At 72.4% G+C, this 16,332-nt stretch carries 14 protein-coding genes; 11 read left to right on the forward strand and 3 right to left on the reverse strand.

Features of this window, described 5'->3' with window-relative positions:
- Nucleotides 1-149: 149 nt before the first annotated feature.
- From DRV96_RS10435 to DRV96_RS10445, 3 genes are read left to right on the forward strand one after another with little or no spacing between them, the layout of a single operon-like run.
- Nucleotides 150-1,301, forward strand: coding sequence for a COX15/CtaA family protein (locus DRV96_RS10435; RefSeq protein WP_119290693.1), 1,152 nt, complete (start codon nt 150-152; stop codon nt 1,299-1,301).
- 24 nt (nt 1,302-1,325) lie between these two features.
- Nucleotides 1,326-2,264 carry a heme o synthase gene (gene cyoE / locus DRV96_RS10440; protein ID WP_119290695.1) on the forward strand — a complete coding sequence of 313 codons (939 nt, stop codon included), beginning with the start codon at nt 1,326-1,328 and terminating at the stop codon, nt 2,262-2,264.
- Nucleotides 2,252-2,899 (forward strand): SCO family protein, encoded by a 648-nt coding sequence (locus DRV96_RS10445; RefSeq protein WP_119290698.1) that lies wholly within the window; start codon nt 2,252-2,254, stop codon nt 2,897-2,899. The genes cyoE and DRV96_RS10445 overlap by 13 nt, the downstream gene beginning before the upstream one ends.
- Nucleotides 2,900-2,953: 54 nt before the next feature.
- On the opposite strand, the gene rpoH is transcribed toward DRV96_RS10445, so the two are convergent.
- Nucleotides 2,954-3,877 (reverse strand): RNA polymerase sigma factor RpoH, encoded by a 924-nt coding sequence (gene rpoH / locus DRV96_RS10450; protein ID WP_119290700.1) that lies wholly within the window; start codon nt 3,875-3,877, stop codon nt 2,954-2,956.
- 311 nt (nt 3,878-4,188) lie between these two features.
- Here rpoH and ppsA point away from each other — a divergent pair, with 311 nt between their 5' ends.
- Together ppsA and DRV96_RS10460 are read left to right on the forward strand one after the other, a co-directional pair.
- A complete protein-coding gene (ppsA, locus tag DRV96_RS10455) occupies nt 4,189-6,603 on the forward strand; it encodes a phosphoenolpyruvate synthase (RefSeq protein ID WP_119290702.1) in 2,415 nt (804 codons plus the stop codon).
- Between the two features lie 53 nt (nt 6,604-6,656).
- Nucleotides 6,657-7,217 (forward strand): chalcone isomerase family protein, encoded by a 561-nt coding sequence (locus DRV96_RS10460; RefSeq protein ID WP_119290704.1) that lies wholly within the window; start codon nt 6,657-6,659, stop codon nt 7,215-7,217.
- 45 nt (nt 7,218-7,262) lie between these two features.
- Here the strand turns inward: DRV96_RS10460 and DRV96_RS10465 are convergent, their stop codons facing one another.
- A complete protein-coding gene (locus DRV96_RS10465) occupies nt 7,263-8,270 on the reverse strand; it encodes an ATP-binding protein (protein ID WP_119290706.1) in 1,008 nt (335 codons plus the stop codon).
- Between the two features lie 253 nt (nt 8,271-8,523).
- On the opposite strand from DRV96_RS10465, the gene fba reads away from it, so the two are divergent.
- From fba to DRV96_RS10485, 4 genes are all read left to right on the forward strand, one after another.
- Complete coding sequence (gene fba / locus DRV96_RS10470) at nt 8,524-9,588, forward strand: class II fructose-bisphosphate aldolase (protein ID WP_119290708.1); 1,065 nt, start codon at nt 8,524-8,526, stop codon at nt 9,586-9,588.
- Between the two features lie 67 nt (nt 9,589-9,655).
- Nucleotides 9,656-11,527: an SEC-C metal-binding domain-containing protein gene (locus DRV96_RS10475; RefSeq protein WP_119290710.1), complete on the forward strand. Its 1,872-nt coding sequence runs from the start codon at nt 9,656-9,658 to the stop codon at nt 11,525-11,527.
- 10 nt (nt 11,528-11,537) lie between these two features.
- Nucleotides 11,538-12,455, forward strand: a complete 918-nt coding sequence (locus tag DRV96_RS10480) for a phosphoribosylaminoimidazolesuccinocarboxamide synthase (protein WP_119290712.1) — start codon at nt 11,538-11,540, stop codon at nt 12,453-12,455.
- A 4-nt stretch (nt 12,456-12,459) separates the two neighbouring features.
- Nucleotides 12,460-13,566, forward strand: a complete 1,107-nt coding sequence (locus DRV96_RS10485) for a hypothetical protein (RefSeq protein WP_119290715.1) — start codon at nt 12,460-12,462, stop codon at nt 13,564-13,566.
- 30 nt (nt 13,567-13,596) lie between these two features.
- On the opposite strand, the gene DRV96_RS10490 is transcribed toward DRV96_RS10485, so the two are convergent.
- Nucleotides 13,597-14,535, reverse strand: coding sequence for a tetratricopeptide repeat protein (locus DRV96_RS10490; RefSeq protein ID WP_119290716.1), 939 nt, complete (start codon nt 14,533-14,535; stop codon nt 13,597-13,599).
- A gap of 132 nt (nt 14,536-14,667) precedes the next feature.
- Between DRV96_RS10490 and purE the strand changes: the two genes are divergently transcribed.
- The gene (purE, locus tag DRV96_RS10495) at nt 14,668-15,138 is read left to right on the forward strand and encodes a 5-(carboxyamino)imidazole ribonucleotide mutase (RefSeq protein WP_210757024.1); all 471 of its coding nucleotides are present in this window, start codon (nt 14,668-14,670) and stop codon (nt 15,136-15,138) included.
- Entirely contained in the window at nt 15,135-16,328 is a 1,194-nt protein-coding gene (locus tag DRV96_RS10500) for a 5-(carboxyamino)imidazole ribonucleotide synthase (protein ID WP_119290718.1), read from the forward strand. Before purE ends, DRV96_RS10500 begins: the two co-directional genes overlap by 4 nt.
- Nucleotides 16,329-16,332 lie beyond the last annotated feature (4 nt).

Consider the following 16,332-nt stretch of genomic DNA (forward strand, 5'->3'; position numbering starts at 1 on the left):
CATGGCTGCCGCCCGCCGCGCCCACGGCGCATCTTCCCTCTCCAGCGATACCGCTGGCACCACGGCGAGGCGCGATCCGTCGCGAACGCCGGTCGTTCGCGGCGACGTCGGCGCTGGCCCGATGCGGCGCGACGGTGCGTGCTGACCCCATGGACACGCAGCCGCTCATCGACATCGCCCCGATCGCGCGCCTGGCGCTGCTGGGCATCGTGCTGGCCACCGGCCCGCTCGCGTGGGTCTGGCTGCGCCACCGCGATGCGGCGCCGGCGCGGCGGCTGCACGCGCTGACGCTGCTGACCGCGTTCCTGACCTTCGACCTCATCGTGTTCGGTGCCTTCACGCGGCTGACCGACTCGGGCCTCGGCTGCCCGGACTGGCCCGGCTGCTACGGCCACGCGAGCCCGATCGGCGCGCGTGCCGACATTCACGCGGCGCAGACGGCGATGCCCACCGGCCCGGTCACGCACGGCAAGGCGTGGATCGAGATGGTGCATCGCTACCTCGCCACCGGCGTCGGCGTGCTGATCACGGTGATGGCGATCGTCGCGTGGGTCGAGCGCCGGCGCGGCACGCCGGGGCTGCCGTCGCCGTGGTGGGCCACCGCGACGCTGGCGTGGGTCTGCGTGCAAGGCGCATTCGGCGCGCTGACCGTCACGCTCAAGCTGTATCCGGCGATCGTCACCGCGCACCTGCTCGGCGGGCTCGCGCTGCTGGTGCTGCTGCTGGTCCAGGCGCAACGCTTCGCCCCGCGCGCGCTGACGCTGCCGGGGCGCACGCACGCGGCGCTGTGGATGCTGGCCGCCCTGGTGCTCGTGCAGATCGCGCTCGGCGGCTGGGTCAGCACCAACTACGCCGTGCTCGCGTGCCCCGACTTCCCGACCTGCCACGGCCGCTGGTGGCCCGAGATGGACTTCGCCAATGCCTTCGTGCTGCGGCGTGAGCTGGGCGTGGCCGCCGACGGCAGCTACCTGCCGTTCGCGGCACTGACGGCGATCCACTACACGCACCGCCTGGCCGCCTACGTCGTGCTCGTTGCGATGGGCCTCGTCGCCGCGCTGCTGTGGCGCCACGAACGGCGCGGCGCGGTGGCCCTGCTCGCGCTGGCGGCGTGGCAGTTCGCCAGCGGCCTGTCCAACGTCGTGCTCGGCTGGCCGCTCGCGGCCGCACTCGCCCACACCGCGGGTGCGGCGCTGCTGGTCGCGCTGCTCGCGGTGCTGCTGACGCGCGCGGCGTTCGCGCGCGCCGGCGGTCCGGCGCTGTCCGCGACGCCGTCTGTGCGGCTGGCGTCGCGCACCGGCTGACGACGACCGACAATCGTGCTTGCGATGAGCGCTTCGTCCGACCACGCCCCCCTGGCCGCCGCGCCGGCCGCCGCCTCGCCGCGTCCGGTGGCGTCGCGGCTGCGCCAGTACTACGTGCTGACCAAGCCGCGCGTCGTCCAGCTGATCGTGTTCTGCGCCCTGATCGGTATGCTGCTGGCCACGCCCGGCATGCCCGACTGGCGCGTCGTGCTCGCCGCGGTGGCCGGCATCTGGCTGGTGGCCGCGGCGGCCGCAGCGTTCAACTGCCTGATCGAGGAGCACATCGACGCGCGCATGGCGCGCACCGCGTGGCGGCCCACTGCGAAGGGCGAGCTCACGCGCGTGCAGACGCTGAGTTTCTCGGCGCTGCTGTGCGCGGCCGGCAGCGCGCTGCTGTACTGGGCCGTCAACCCGCTGACGATGTGGCTGACGCTGGCGACCTTCGTCGGCTACGCGGTCGTCTACACGGTCGTGCTCAAGCCGCTGACGCCGCAGAACATCGTCATCGGCGGCGCCTCCGGCGCGATGCCGCCGCTGCTCGGGTGGACCGCGGTGCGCGGCGAGGTCGGCGCCGAGGCGCTGCTGCTGGTGATGATCATCTTCCTGTGGACGCCGCCGCACTTCTGGGCGCTGGCGCTGTACCGCACCGAGGACTACCGCCGCGCCGGGCTGCCGATGCTGCCGGTCACCCACGGCGCCGAGTTCACGCGGCTGCAGATCCTGCTGTACACGCTGATCCTGTTCGCCGCGACGCTGCTGCCGTTCGTGCACGGCATGAGCGGCTGGATCTACCTGGCCGCGGCCGTCGTGCTCGGCGGCTGGTTCGTCGTGCTGGCGTGGCGCCTGTGGCGCGACTACAGCGACGCGCTCGCGCGCCGCACGTTCCGCTTCTCGATCTGGCACCTGTCGCTGCTGTTCGCGGCGCTGCTGGTCGACCACTACCTGATGCCATGGCTGTTCTGATTTCGCGCCGCGCGCTCGGCGTGGCTGCCGCACTGACGGCGTTGTTCGCGCTCGCCGGTTGCGACCGCGTGAGCGGGCTCGCCGGCGTCGCCGGCAGCGGGGGCAAGTCGTCGTTCAAGGCGATCGACATCACCGGCGCCGACTACGGGCGCGAGCTGTCGCTGACCGACACCGAGGGCCGGCGCCGCACGCTGGCCGACTTCCGCGGCAAGATCGTCGTGCTGTTCTTCGGCTTCACGCACTGCCCCGACGTGTGCCCGACGACGATGGTCGAGCTCGCCGAGGCCAAGCGCCAGCTCGGCGCCGACGGCGACCGCATCCAGGGCATCTTCGTGACGATCGACCCCGAGCGCGACACGCCCGAGCTGCTGAAAGCGTACGTGTCGAACTTCGACCCGAGCTTCGTCGCGCTGCGCGGCGATGCCGACGAGACGAAGAAGGCCGCGCGCGAGTTCAAGGTGTTCTACGCCAAGGTGCCCGGCAAGACGCCCGACAGCTACACGATGGACCACACGGCCGGCTCGTACGTGATCGATGCGCAGGGCCGGCTGCGGCTGTTCACGCGCTATGGCAGCGGCGTGCAGGCGCTCGTCGACGACCTGAAGCTGCTGCTGGCCGAGGCCAAGGCGGGCTGACCGCTCGACGAAAAGGCGCCCCGCAGGGCGCCTCGAGACCGGCTGGGCCGGCGCTCAGACCGCTTCGGCCAGCGCCTTGCGCATCTTCTTCATCGCCGCCGCCTCGATCTGGCGGATGCGCTCGGCACTGACGCCGTACTCGGCGGCCAGCTCGTGCAGCGTCATGCCGCCCGAGCCGTCGTCGTTGACCTGCAGCCAGCGCTGCTCGACGATGCGGCGGCTGCGCGGATCGAGCACTTCGAGCGCGTGCTGCAGCCCCTCGCCGGCCAGGCGGTCGCGGTGACGCGCCTCGAGCAGGCGCGTGGGCTCGTGGGCCTCGTCGGCCAGGTACGCGATCGGCGCGTAGGTGTCTTCGCTGTCGTCGGCCGGCGCCTCGAGCGCGACGTCGCCGCCGGCCAGCCGCGTCTCCATCTCGAGCACGTCTTCGCGCTTGACGTTGAGCTCGCGCGCGACGGTGTCGATCTCGGCGGCGGTCAGCGTGCTGCGGTGCGTGTCGGCGTCGGTGGCCTCGCCCTTGAGCGATTGCTTCAGCGAGCGCAGGTTGAAGAACAGCTTGCGCTGCGCCTTCGTCGTCGCGACTTTGACCATGCGCCAGTTGCGCAGGATGTACTCGTGGATCTCGGCGCGGATCCAGTGCAGCGCATAGCTGACCAGGCGCACGCCCTGCGACGGGTCGAAGCGCTTGACGGCCTTCATCAGGCCGATGTTGCCTTCCTGGATCAGGTCGCCCTGCGGCAGCCCGTAGCCCAGGTACTGGCGCGACACCGAGACGACGAGCCGCAGGTGCGACAGCACCAGCCGGCCGGCGGCTTCGAGGTCGCCGTGCTCGCGCAGGCGACGCGCGCAGTCGGCTTCCTCCTGCGCCGTCAGCAGCGGGATGCGGTTGACGGCACTGATGTAGGCGTCGAGGTTGCCGAGCGACGGCACGACGGCCCACGGATCACGGACGGTCAAGGCATGGGTGGCAGTAGCATTCATGTTTTATTTGAGCGCCCTGCGGGGTTTTTGGTTCCGCACATGTTAGCACTCAAGACTCCAGAGTGCTAACCGGCGGTGAGCGGCGCCGCCGCGACGGACCGTCGACAGTACGTGAGCGCATACTGTCGATCAATGGCTGGGCTTTTCGGAGCCCTCAGCCGGCCGCCGGCACGGCAACAATTTATTTGAGACCAAAATCGCCGGCAGACGTTCAGCGGTATCGCGCTGGCTCTTGACCGATCTCAATTCGCGCGCACCGTGGCCGGCCGACGATGGCGGTCGCTGCCCCTCACGAGTCCGGAGACGCGCCGATGGCGACGAACTACATCCGCTGGTTCCGCGACCTGTCGCTGGCCGACCTGCCACTGGTCGGCGGCAAGAACGCCTCGCTCGGCGAGATGTTCCGCGAGCTCGCGCCACTTGGCGTGCGCATCCCCGACGGCTTTGCCGTCACCGCGCAGGCGTACCGCGACGCGCTCGACGCCGCCGGCGCCTGGGGCGAACTGCACGAACTGCTCGACCGCCTCGACAAGCGCGACACCGACGCGCTGGCGCGCGCCGGCGCCCGGGCGCGCGAGATCGTCTACGCGGCGCCGATGCCCCGGGCCGTCGAGCAGCAGCTGCGCGAGGCCTGGCGCACGCTGAAGGCGCAGGTCGGTCCCGACCTGAGCGTGGCGGTGCGCAGCTCCGCCACCGCCGAGGACCTGCCGACCGCGAGCTTCGCCGGCCAGCACGACACGTACCTCAACATCCGCGGCGAGGAGATGCTCGTCGACGCCGTCAAGCGCTGCCAGGGATCGCTGTTCACCGACCGCGCGATCAGCTACCGCATCGACCAGGGCTTCGACCACTTCAAGGTCTACCTGTCGGTCGCGGTGATGCAGATGGTCAGGAGCGACCTCGCGTCGAGCGGCGTCATCTTCACGATCGACACCGAGAGTGGCCACCCCGACTTCGTCTTCGTCACCGCCGCGTGGGGGCTGGGCGAGAACGTCGTGCAAGGCGCCGTCGACCCCGACGAGTTCTACGTCCACAAGCCGACCTACCGCCTCGGCCATCGCGCCGTCGTGCGGCGCACGCTCGGCGACAAGCAGGTACACATGGTCTACGCGCACGGACGCACGCGCGAGCCGGTCATCAACCTGCCGACGCCGAAGTCGCTGCGCGCGCGCTACTGCCTGAGCGACGACGACGTGCTCGAACTCGCCGGCGCCGCGATCGCGATCGAGGACCACTACGGCCGGCCGATGGACATCGAGTGGGCCAAGGACGGCCCCGACGGCAAGCTCTACATCGTGCAGGCGCGGCCCGAGACGGCGGCGTCACAGAAGCGCGCCCACGTGCTCGAGGAATACGTGCTCGACGGAACCGGCCCGGTGCGCGTGCAGGGGCGCGCGGTGGGCGCCAAGATCGCCGCCGGCGCCGCGCGGCGCATCACGTCGGCGGCGCGGCTCAACACGTTCCGCCCCGGCGAGGTGCTCGTGGCCGACACGACGACGCCCGACTGGGAGCCGGTGATGAAGACGGCCGCGGCGATCGTCACCAACCGCGGCGGGCGCACCTGCCACGCGGCGATCGTCGCGCGCGAACTCGGCATCCCCGCCGTCGTCGGTGCCGAGCACGCGACCGAGGCGCTCGCCGACGGCGAGACGGTCACCGTCTCGTGCGCCGAGGGGGCGGTGGGCCGCGTCTACGCCGGCGCGGTGCCGTTCCACAAGGAGATGAGCGATCTCGCGGGGCTGCAGAAGCCCGCCACCGAGATCATGGTCAACCTCGGCAACCCGGAGCTCGCGTTCCAGGTCAGCCTGATGCCGTGCGACGGCGTCGGGCTCGCGCGGATGGAGTTCATCATCAACGAGTACATCAAGGTGCACCCGATGGCGGTGCTGCACCCGCAGCGCATCCAGGACGCGGCGGTGCGCGCGCAGGTGGAATCGCTGTGGGCGCAGCACGCCGATGGCGCGGCGTACTTCGTCGAGAAGCTGAGCGAGGGCATCGGGACGATCGCCGCCGCGTTCTGGCCGCGGCCGGTGATCGTGCGGCTGTCGGACTTCAAGAGCAACGAGTACGCGGCGCTGCTCGGCGGGCGCGACTTCGAGCCGCACGAGGAGAACCCGATGATCGGGTTCCGCGGCGCGTCGCGCTACATCCACCCGGCGTACGAGGAGGGCTTCGCGCTCGAGTGCATCGCGCTGCACCGCGTGCGCGACGTGATGGGGCTCACCAACCTGAAGGTGATGGTGCCGTTCTGCCGCCGCCTGGACGAGGCGCGGCGCGTGCTCGACGTGATGGCGAAGCACGGCCTGAAGCGCGGCGAGAACGGCCTCGAGGTCTACGTGATGTGCGAGATCCCGAACAACGTGCTGCTGATCGACGAGTTCAGCGCGCTGTTCGACGGCTTCTCGATCGGCAGCAACGACCTGACGCAGCTCACGCTGGGCGTTGACCGCGACAGCGCGATCGTCGCAGAGAGCTTCGACGAGCGCGACCCCGGGATGCTGAAGATGCTCAGGCTCGCCGTCGAGGGCGCCAAGCGCAACGGCCGCCACAGCGGCATCTGCGGCCAGGCGCCGTCCGACCACCTCGAGATCGCGCAGTACCTCGTCGAGCTCGGCATCGACAGCATCAGCCTGACGCCCGACCGCGTGCTCAAGACGATGCAGGCCGTGCGGCAGATCGAGCAGGCGCTAGGCGCACCGCGCCGCGCGGACGCGCCGCTCTCGTGATCGGCTACAAAGCAGCCTGCGGCGCACACCGCGGCACAAAGAGGAGAAGGCGAATGATCGGCAAGTGGAGCGTGGCGGCAGCGTCGGTGCTGATCGCCGCGTCGGCGTGGGCACTCGAGGTCGGCGGGGTCCAGCTGCCCGAGCGCGCGACGCTGGCCGGCAAGGAACTGGTGCTCAACGGCGCGGGCGTGCGCACGCGGCTGATGTTCAGGGTCTATGTCGCGTCGCTGTACCTACCGGCCAAGGCGGGCGACCTCGCCGGCACGCTGGCGCAGAGCCCGCGCCGCGTGCAGCTCGACATGCTGCGCGACGTCGGCGCCGAGGACCTCGTCAACGCGCTCGTCGATGGCATGAAGGGTGCCAATGCGGCGCAGGACCTCGCCGCCGTCAAGCCGCAGACCGACCAGCTCGTCGCGCTGATGAAGACCATCGGCGAGGCCAAGAAGGGCGACGTCGTGACGATCGATTACGTCGACGGCGAGACGCGCGTCGGCCACAACGGCAAGGCGCTCGGCGCGATCGCCGGCGCGGCGTTCAACGACGCGCTGCTGCGCGTGTGGCTGTCGGACAAGCCGGTGCAGGCCGACCTGCGCAAGGCGATGCTGGGCGGCTGAGGGCGCTGCCCGCGGGCGGTCCTTTGACGGCCGGTCGGGCGCCGATCAGACGCACCCGAGCTGCGACGCGACGGCCGGCGTCGCGTTGACGCTGGCGATCTGCATCGCGGGGCGCTGCGCCGGCAGCACGCGCCACAGCTCGTCGGCGAAGGCGGGGCCCACGTCGGTGATGCCGTCGAAGTCCAGCGTCGCCGACGCGAACTGCTCCAGCCGCCACGCGGCGCGCCGCGCCAGCGCGCGCGACTCGAGCACGCCGTCGGCAGCGAGCAGCCGCAGCGGCACGACGGTGTGGTCGATGCCGCCGCGCGTGCCGTCGCGGCTGGCGGCGCGCAGCACGCCGTCGAGCGTGCGCGTCGTGTCCAGCGCGATCGCGACGTAGACCGAGGTCCCCTGGCGCGGCAGCGCGCGCGTGGCCTGCCAGCGGCCGTCGTCCCAGGCCAGACGGCGCCAGCCGCTGGCGTTGGCGTGCAGGTCGAACACGTCGGCCAGACGCGCCACGTGGTACAGGCCGCGGCCGCTGTGGCGCGCCGGTTGCGTCGTCAGGCGGCCTTTGGCGAGCTCGAGCATCGCCTGTGCCGGGTCGTCGATCGCGAAGGCCTCGCGGATCGCGTCGAAGGCACCACGCCCGTCGTCGGACACCAGCAGCTGCACCTGCACCGGCGTCTGCCGCATCGACACCGTCACGGTGCTGCCGCCGCTGTGGTCGACGGCGTTGTTGACCAGTTCGGTGAACGCGTGCTGCACCATGCGCCTGACCGCCGGCGGCAGGTCGAAGCAAGGCGCGAAGTCGCGTGTCCACGCGCGCGCCTCGTCGAGGCCGGCGAGCGCGTAACGCTGCACGACCTGGCGCAGCGGCCCGGGCCGGTAGACGGGCCGCGAGCGGCTGCCGTCGCGCGCGAGCCAGCCCAGCGCGACGAGTCGCCCGAGCAGGCGTGCCGCGCCGGCGCGCCGTGCGCCGGTGCGCGTCGCGACGGCGGCGGCGAGGTCGCGCGGATGCTGCAGCGCCAGCGCAGTGATCCAGGTCGTGACGTCGTGCAGGTTCAGGCGGGCCATGGCAGTGCGGTCGCGCGCGTCCAGCGATGTCGGCAGTGTCGGCGCCGGCGCCGCGGCCCGACCCTCCGATCAGCGGTGGCATTGCCGCCCACTCGCGCCGATCGGCGGCCGCGCCCCCGCGCCCCGGGGGGCGTCGGGGCGCCGGCGCGGCGTCGGCGCGCCGCGCGTCGATACACTGCGCGCTGGCGTGCCGCCGCGCCCCCCGGCGCGCCGCCGGCCGCAGCGTCTTCCGTCACCACTTCGAGAGACCGCCATGCCCCTCGTTTCGATGCGCCAGCTGCTCGACCACGCCGCCGAGAACGGCTACGGCATTCCCGCGTTCAACGTCAACAACCTCGAGCAGGTGCAGGCGGTGATGACCGCCGCGGCCGAGGTCGGCGCGCCAGTGATCCTGCAGGCCAGCGCCGGTGCGCGCAAGTACGCCGGCGAGCCGTTCATCAAGCACCTGATCCAGGCCGCGATCGAGCAGTGGCCGCAGATCCCGCTGGTGATGCACCAGGACCACGGGCAGAGCCCCGACGTGTGCCGCGGCGCGATCGAGCTCGGCTTCTCGTCGGTGATGATGGACGGCAGCCTCGAGGCCGACGGCAAGACGGTGGCCAGCTACGACTACAACGTCGACGTGACGAAGAAGGTCGTCGAGATGGCGCACCGGCTCGGCGTCACCGTCGAGGGCGAGCTCGGCTGCCTCGGCTCGCTCGAGACGATGAAGGGCGACAAGGAGGACGGCCACGGCGCCGAGGGCACGATGACGCGCGAGCAGCTGCTCACCGACCCCGAGCAGGCGGCCGACTTCGTCAAGCGCACCCAGCTCGACGCACTGGCGATCGCGATCGGCACCAGCCACGGCGCGTACAAGTTCAGCCGCAAGCCCACCGGCGACATCCTCGCGATCGGCCGCATCAAGGAGATCCACCAGCGCATCCCGAACACGCACCTCGTGATGCACGGCAGCTCGAGCGTGCCGCAGGAGCTGCTCGAGCAGATCCGCCAGTACGGCGGCAAGATGAAGGAGACCTACGGCGTGCCGGTGTCCGAGATCCAGGAGGCGATCAAGTACGGCGTGCGCAAGATCAACATCGACACCGACATCCGCCTGGCGATGACCGGCGCGGTGCGCAAGTTCCTCGCCGAGAACCCCGACAAGTTCGACATGCGCGAGTGGATGAAGCCCGCGCGCGAAGCCGCGTACCGCGTCTGCAAGCAGCGCTACCTCGAGTTCGGCTGCGAAGGGCAGGCCGCCAAGATCAAGCCGGTGCCGCTGTCCGAGATGGCGCAGCGCTACGCCAGGGGCGAACTCGCCCAGACGGTGGTCTGAGGCGGATGCTGGTACGCCAAGACCGGGCCACGGCACACGCCCTGGCCCGTCGCCGGCGGGGGTCTCGGTGAGCGACGATCGCGCAAGCGCACCCGACGACGAGTTTTCGCAGTCGCTCGATCTGCTGATCCGCACGAGTGCGAACAAGCTCGTTCGCGACGCCGACCCGCAGGCCTACCTCGACTGGATCGCGCGCCACGGCGCGTCGATCGGCCCCGGCGTGCTGCCGCCGTCGATGCGCGGCGAAGCCCACGCGGTCGACGCGTCGCGGCTGATGCGCCTGATCGGCCACATGATCTATGCGGCGACGCCGCTGCCGCAGCACCGGTTCCAGCCCCGCCGCCTGCCGCTGCCGGGCCGCAACGACCCGTGCCTGTGCGGCTCGCTGCGCAAATTCAAGCAGTGCTGCGAGCCGATGATGGCGGCGTTGCCGAGGCTGTCCGAGGCGATGACGACGCCCGCCGTGCTCGACGCGATGGGCAAGAAGGCGTGGCGCGAGCTGCCGGCCTCGCGCATCGCGCCGCGCCTGGTCGACGAGGCCGCCGCGATGCTGCGCCACGAGCATCGGCTGGCCGACGCCGTCGCGCTGCTCGAGCCGTGGGCCGCGCAGCCGGGGCCCTACCCGGACGAATGGGCCGACCTGCTCGACCTGCTCGGCGACCTGTACGCCGACCTCGGCAAGCCGCGCAAGCGCAAGGCGCTGGCGCAGGCGATGATCGAGCGCGGCGGGCCGCTGGTGCAGGCCAAGGGCTGGCAGCGCCTGGCGCTGATGGCCGCCGACGCCGGCAAGCCCGACGAGGCCCGCGCCGCGTTCACGAACGCTCAGCGGCTCGCGCCCGACGACCCCGCGCTCGCGCTGCTCGACGTCACGATGCTGCTGGGCCTCGGCGAGGCGGCGCAGGCGCGCGCGCGCGCGCAGTTCCACGTCCGCCGCCTCGAGCGGATGAACGCCGACGGCCGCCACGACGACCTGATCGCCGCGCTGCATCGGCTCGGCGAACAGGGTTTCGCCTACTTCGAGCACGCGACGCTCGAACACGACCCGCAACTCGGCCGGCTCGACGCGTGGCTGGCCGCGCTGCCGCCGCCGCAGCTGCGGCTGGACCTGCGCGACGCCGGCGCCGACGACCTCGGCGAACTGCGCCCGGCCAAGGCGCTCGACCGCGCGCTCGAGCGCTGGCACGCCGTGTTCGACGCCGGCGCGCCGACGCTGGTGGCGCTGCACGCCGACGGCGGCGACGCGTGGCGCGGCTTCGGCAAGTGGATGGCGCTGCTCGAGGCCGAGCCGGCGCTCGGCGACAGCTTCGAAGTCATCGACGGGCTGCTGCTCGCGCTCGAGGCGCACCCGAGTCCGGCGTCGGCCGCCCTGTCTCGGCGTCTGCTCGAGCGGGGACTTGCGCTGTGGGCGCAGCTGCGCGAACGCTTTCCGCGCGCACGCTGCGAGTGGGGCGTGTGGTCGAACCGGCCGGCGCTGCGCGTGCTCGCGCAGCACGTCGTCGCCGACGACACGCCCACCGCCGAGCGCAGCTTCGACGTGTTGCGCCACCTCGTCGAGGTGCTGAACCCGAACGACAACCACGGCTTTCGCACCCGTCTGGCCGCCGTGCTGCTGCGCCGCGGCCTGCACGCCGACGCGCTCGCGCTCGCCGAGCGCTACCCCGACGACAGCGACGAGATGGCGCTCGCGCACGTGCTCGCGCTGTGGCACCTCGGGCGGCGTGGCGAGGCCACGTCGCTGCTGGCCGAGACGCTGCGTGCGAACCGCCACCTCGCGAAGGTGCTGCGCTCGACCGTGAAGCCGAAGCCGCGCGAGAGCGCGTATGTCATGCTCGGCTCGCTGCAGGAGGCGCAGCTCGCGTACCGCGACCAGTTCGACCTTTGGCAGGAGCCCGCGCTGCGCGAGATGGTCGAGGGCGTGGTCCGTAGAATCGGCCGATGAGGTCGTCCCGATGACGAGCGCGCTGTTCGAATCGCACCTGCACTCGCTGCCGCTGGTCGCGCGCGGCAAGGTGCGCGACAACTACGCGGTCGGCACCGACCGGCTGCTGATGGTCGCCACCGACCGCCTGAGCGCGTTCGACGTCGTGATGGGCGAGCCGATCCCGGGCAAGGGCGAGCTGCTCACGCGCATGGCGCTGTTCTGGTTCGAGCGCCTCGCGCACGTGGTGCCGAACCACCTGACCGGCGACGACCCGACCGCCGTCGTCGCGCCCGACGAGGTCGAGCAGGTGCGCGGCCGCTCGATGCTCGTCAAGCGGCTGAAGCCGCTGCCGATCGAGGCGGTGGTGCGCGGCTACCTCGCCGGCTCGGGCTGGAAGGAGTACCGCGAGTCGGGCAGCGTGTGCGGCGTCGCGCTGCCGCCGGGGCTGCGCAACGCGCAGCAGCTGCCGCGGCCGATCTTCACGCCGGCGACGAAGGCCGAGGCCGGCGCGCACGACGAGAACATCACGTTCGCGCAGGCCGCCGGCATCGTCGGCGCCGAGCTCGCGGCGCGCGTGCGCGACGTGTCGATCGCGCTGTACACCGAGGCGGCGGCGTATGCGCTCGAGCGCGGCATCATCATCGCCGACACCAAGTTCGAGTTCGGCCTCGACGAGCACGGCACGCTGACGCTGATGGACGAGATCCTGACGCCCGACTCGTCGCGCTACTGGCCGGTCGAGAGCTACGCCGCGGCGCTCGAGCGCGGCGACAACCCGCCGAGCTTCGACAAGCAGTTCGTGCGCGACTGGCTCGAGTCGGTGCGCATCGACGGGCGGCCGTGGAACAAGAAGGCGCCGGCGCCGGCGCTGCCGGCCGAGGTGATCGCCGCCACCGCGGCCAAGTACCGCGAGGCGCTGAACCGACTGCTGTCTCCGGCCCCCTGAGGCGATGGCGTCGCGGCTGCTGGCCCGGCTCGACGCCGCGATCGCCACGACGCGGCAACCGATCGAGCTGGCCTGCCTGCGCGCCGAGCGCGCCGCCTTCCTCGCGCGCCAGGGCAGGCTGGACGACGCGCGGCGCACGCTGGCCGACCTTCACGCGCGCTTCGCGCTGCGTCCGCACCCGGCGGTCAGCGCGTGGACCGCACTCGCCGAGGGGATCTGCGACTACTTCGAGTCGATGGCGCCGCACGCACGCGACCGGCTGCAGCGCGCTCACGTGCTCAGCCGCGCCGCCGAACTGGCGCCGCTGCGCGTGCTGGCCGCCGCGTGGCTGGCGCACCTGGAGCTGATGGCCAGCGACATGACGCCGATGGCGGCACACCTCGTCGAGGCGCTGCGCGACGCGGCGCCCGACCACCACGCGGCGCGCTGGCGCGCCTGTCTCGTCGCCGCGTCGGCGTACCACTACGCCGGCCGTGCCGACCGCGCACGTCCGTGGTACGACCTCGCACGCCAGCACGCCGTGGCCGACGGCGACGAGGCGGCGCTGTCGTCGCTGATGTTCAACCGGGCGACGCTGCAGGCCAGCCAGGCGCGCATCGCGGCGGTGTTCGGCTGCGCCGACGCGGCCGACGCGGCGGCGCTGGCGCACGAGGCGCTGCTGGGCGTCGAGTCGACGGCGTCGTTCGAGCACGGCATCGGCGGCGCGTCGCTGCCGTCGATGGTGCCGGTCGTGCGCGCGCAGCTGCTCGTCGACGAGGGGCGCTGCGCCGAGGCGTTGGCGCTGTACGAGCAGTGGTTCGAACGCGCGATGGCCGACGGGCAGGCGCGGCTGCGGGCGTATTTCCTCGCCGACATTGCGTGGTGCCGGCTGCAGCTCGGCCGCGAGGCCGCCGCGCGCGCCGATCTCGCGCAGTCGCTGCAGGCCGTGGCCGGCTGCGAGACGGACGACCGCGCGGTGGCCGCGGCGCGCATCGCGCAGGTCCTGGCCGCGCTCGGCGACGATGCGCAGGCCACGGTGTGGCGCGGCCGCGCCGAGCGCGACCTCGCGGCACACCGCGCCGAGCAGCAGCGCCTGGCCGCGCTGCTCGACGACGCGCTGGCGGCTTCGTGAGGCGCTGCCGGTGGTGCGCGGCTTGGCGCGTCAGAACAGCGCCATGCTCAGCTTGCGCCGGTACTGGTCGACCACCGGGTCGACCGGCGCTGCGGCGGCCTTGCCGGTGACCTCGAGCGCGCCCTTGGCCTCGGGCGCGGCCTTGGCCAGCGGCTTGGTCATCAGCTGCAGGATCGCGACGTAGGTCTTGCGTGCGAGCTCGTCGCGCCAGCCTTTGTCGCGCATCACGATCTCGAGCAGTTCGTCCATCGCCTGCGTGAAGCGCCCGGCCGCGAAGTGCGTCTGCGCGAGCTCGAAGCGCGCGTCGAAGTCGCGCTTGTTGTCCGCGATCGCCGCGGCCAGCGCGTCGGCGCTGCGCGCCTTCGGCGCCGCCTCGCACGCCTCGAGCCAGCGGCCCACCGCGTCGAAGCGGGCGTCCAGCGCCGCCTTTGCAGCCACCGGTTCGAACGCGGCGCGCGCCGCCGCCACCTGCCCGCGCTCGAGCAGCAGCTTGACGTAGTCGTAGCGCGCGTCGTCGTTGCCGGGGTCGATCGCCACCGCCTGCTGCAGCCGAGCCAGCGCGGCGTCGGTGTCACCGCCGGCGGCCAGCGCCTCGGCGGCGGCGGTTTCGGCGTCGGCCTGCATCGCCTCGGCGGTGGGCACGTGGCGGTTGAGGAAGGCGCGCACCTGCGCCTCGGGCAGTGCGCCGACGAAGCCGTCGACCGGCTGTCCCTTGTCGAACAGCACGCAAAACGGGATCGAGCGCACGCCGAACGCCTGGCTCAGCTGGCCGGCGATCTCGGGCTGCTCGTCGCTGTTGAGCTTGGCCAGCTTGAAGCGTCCGCCGTAGTCCACCTCGAGCTTTTCGAGGATCGGCCCCAGCGTGCGGCAGGGCCCGCACCACGGCGCCCAGATGTCGAGCAGCACGGGCTGCTGCATCGAGGCCTGGATCAGGTCGGTTTCGAAGTTCTGCAGGGTGATGTCGATCATGGCGGATCCTCGGGCACCGGCGTCGCGCGCGGCGCGCCGCCTACAATTCCACGCTTTCCTGCATTGTGGAGCATCCCCGTGAGCGTCGCCCCTGAAAGCGCGCCGATTGGCTCGCCGCTGGTCGGCGTCGTGATGGGCTCGAAGAGCGACTGGGCGACGCTCGAGGCGGGCGCGAAGCTGCTCGCCGAATTCGGCGTGCCGCACGAGGTACGTGTCGTCTCGGCGCACCGCATGCCCGACGACATGTTCGCCTACGCCGAGACCGCGGCCTCCCGCGGGCTGCGCGCGATCATCGCCGGCGCCGGCGGTGCGGCGCACCTGCCGGGCATGCTCGCGGCGAAGACGACGGTGCCGGTGCTCGGCGTGCCGGTGGCCAGCCGCCACCTGCAGGGCGTCGACTCGCTGTACTCGATCGTGCAGATGCCCAAGGGCATCCCGGTGGCCACCTTCGCGATCGGCGAGGCCGGCGCGGCCAACGCGGCGCTGTTCGCCGTCGCGCTGCTGGCCACCACTGATGCGGCGCTGCGTGCCCGGCTCGACGCCTTCCGCGCGCGCCAGACCGCCGATGCGCGCGCGATGACGGCGCAGCTGGGGCAGCCGTGAAGCGCGTCATCCTGCCCGGCAGCACCGGCCCCGACGGCCGTCCGGCGACACTGGGCGTGATGGGCGGCGGCCAACTCGGGCGCATGTTCGTGCAGGCGGCGCAGGCGATGGGCTACTTCACCGCGGTGCTCGACCCCGACCCGACGAGCCCCGCGGGGCTCGTCGCGCACTACCACGTGCAGTGCGGCTACCTCGACGAGCAGGGCCTCGCGCAACTGATGCAGCGCTGCGCGGCGATCACGACCGAGTTCGAGAACGTGCCGGCGCAGGCGCTGCTGTCGCTGGGCGCGCACCGGCCGGTGTCGCCGGGCGCCGACGCCGTCGCGGTGTGCCAGCACCGCGCGGCCGAGAAGGCGCAGTTCGGTCGCGCCGGCGTCGCGTGCGCGCCTTACGCCGTGATCGAGACCGACGCCGACCTCGCCGCCGTCGACGCGGCACTGCTGCCCGGCATCCTGAAGACGTCGACGCTGGGCTACGACGGCAAGGGCCAGGTGCGCGTGGCCACGCGCGACGAGCTCGCCGCCGCGTGGGCGTCGCTCAAGGGCGTGCCCTGCGTGCTCGAGAAGCGCCTGCCGCTGGCCGCCGAAGTCAGCGTGATCGTCGCGCGCGACGCGCACGGGCACATGGTGCAGTTCCCGCTGCAGCGCAACTGGCACCGCGACGGCATCCTCGCCGTCACCGAAGTGCCGGCGCGCGGGCTGCCCGACGGCATCGCGGCGCGCGCGCTCGACGCGGCGCACGCGATCGCCGCGTCGATGGACTATGTCGGCGTGCTGTGCGTCGAGTTCTTCGTTCTCGACGACGGCGCGCTGGTGGCCAACGAGATGGCGCCGCGCCCGCACAACTCGGGCCACTACACGATCGACGCGTGCGACCAGTCGCAGTTCGACCTGCAGGTGCGCACGACGGCCGGGCTGCCGCTGGTGGCGCCGCGGCTGCACTCGCCGGCGGTGATGCTCAACCTGCTCGGCGACCTGTGGTTCGATGCCGACGGCCGCGAGCGCACGCCGCCGTGGGCCGACGTACTCGCACTGCCCGGCGTGCACCTGCACCTGTACGGCAAGGCGTCGCCGCGGCGCGGGCGAAAGATGGGGCACCTGACGGTGACGGCGGCCGACGCCGACGCCGCGCGCGACGTCGCGCAGCAGGCCGCCGCGCGGCTCGGGCTGCCGCTGCTGCCGGCGCTCTGACGGC

The sequence above is a fragment of the Azohydromonas sediminis genome, assembly GCF_003574675.1.
In the GTDB taxonomy this organism is placed as follows: Bacteria; Pseudomonadota; Gammaproteobacteria; order Burkholderiales; family Burkholderiaceae_C; genus Calidifontimicrobium; species Calidifontimicrobium sediminis.

Bases quoted from the DNA above. Each gene is read 5' to 3' on its own strand.
- DRV96_RS10435 (WP_119290693.1), top strand. From the start codon at position 150: ATGGACACGCAGCCGCTCATCGACATCGCCCCGATCGCGCGCCTGGCG.
- cyoE (WP_119290695.1), top strand. From the start codon at position 1,326: ATGAGCGCTTCGTCCGACCACGCCCCCCTGGCCGCCGCGCCGGCCGCC.
- DRV96_RS10445 (WP_119290698.1), top strand. From the start codon at position 2,252: ATGGCTGTTCTGATTTCGCGCCGCGCGCTCGGCGTGGCTGCCGCACTG.
- rpoH (WP_119290700.1), bottom strand. From the start codon at position 3,877: ATGAATGCTACTGCCACCCATGCCTTGACCGTCCGTGATCCGTGGGCC.
- ppsA (WP_119290702.1), top strand. From the start codon at position 4,189: ATGGCGACGAACTACATCCGCTGGTTCCGCGACCTGTCGCTGGCCGAC.
- DRV96_RS10460 (WP_119290704.1), top strand. From the start codon at position 6,657: ATGATCGGCAAGTGGAGCGTGGCGGCAGCGTCGGTGCTGATCGCCGCG.
- DRV96_RS10465 (WP_119290706.1), bottom strand. From the start codon at position 8,270: ATGGCCCGCCTGAACCTGCACGACGTCACGACCTGGATCACTGCGCTG.
- fba (WP_119290708.1), top strand. From the start codon at position 8,524: ATGCCCCTCGTTTCGATGCGCCAGCTGCTCGACCACGCCGCCGAGAAC.
- DRV96_RS10480 (WP_119290712.1), top strand. From the start codon at position 11,538: ATGACGAGCGCGCTGTTCGAATCGCACCTGCACTCGCTGCCGCTGGTC.
- DRV96_RS10485 (WP_119290715.1), top strand. From the start codon at position 12,460: ATGGCGTCGCGGCTGCTGGCCCGGCTCGACGCCGCGATCGCCACGACG.
- DRV96_RS10490 (WP_119290716.1), bottom strand. From the start codon at position 14,535: ATGATCGACATCACCCTGCAGAACTTCGAAACCGACCTGATCCAGGCC.
- purE (WP_210757024.1), top strand. From the start codon at position 14,668: ATGGGCTCGAAGAGCGACTGGGCGACGCTCGAGGCGGGCGCGAAGCTG.